The sequence below is a fragment of the Bradyrhizobium sp. Kon10 genome, assembly GCF_055807395.1.
Genome location: NZ_JBVVOZ010000439.1, coordinates 1 through 231, shown reverse-complemented (window position 1 = coordinate 231; position 231 = coordinate 1). Strand labels below are relative to the sequence as shown.

At 71.9% G+C, this 231-nt stretch carries 1 protein-coding gene; it reads right to left on the bottom strand.

Annotation, left to right across the window (positions count from 1 at the left end; genetic code table 11):
* Positions 1-83: 83 nt before the first annotated feature.
* Positions 84-231: class I SAM-dependent methyltransferase family protein (locus tag AC0L2O_RS37665; RefSeq protein ID WP_473373303.1), on the bottom strand; the 148-nt coding region annotated here is incomplete at its 5' end.

The following is a 231-nucleotide window of genomic DNA, read 5'->3' as shown; positions in this document are numbered from 1 at the left end:
CAGCACGATGCCGGCGTACGGCTCGCGCGCGGAGCCAGAAGGGGCAGGGGCATCGGTAGGGCCAAGGGCAGGCAAGACCATGCTCAGGCGCGCCGCGCGACCGAGACGGTGAAGATGCCCCACTGGTCGATGCGCTGGTCGAGCTTCTCGAAGCCGGCCGCCGCCACCAGCTGGTCCATCTCGCCTTGGGTGCGCCGGCGCATCACCCAGGCCTGGCCGCCGCGATGCGAG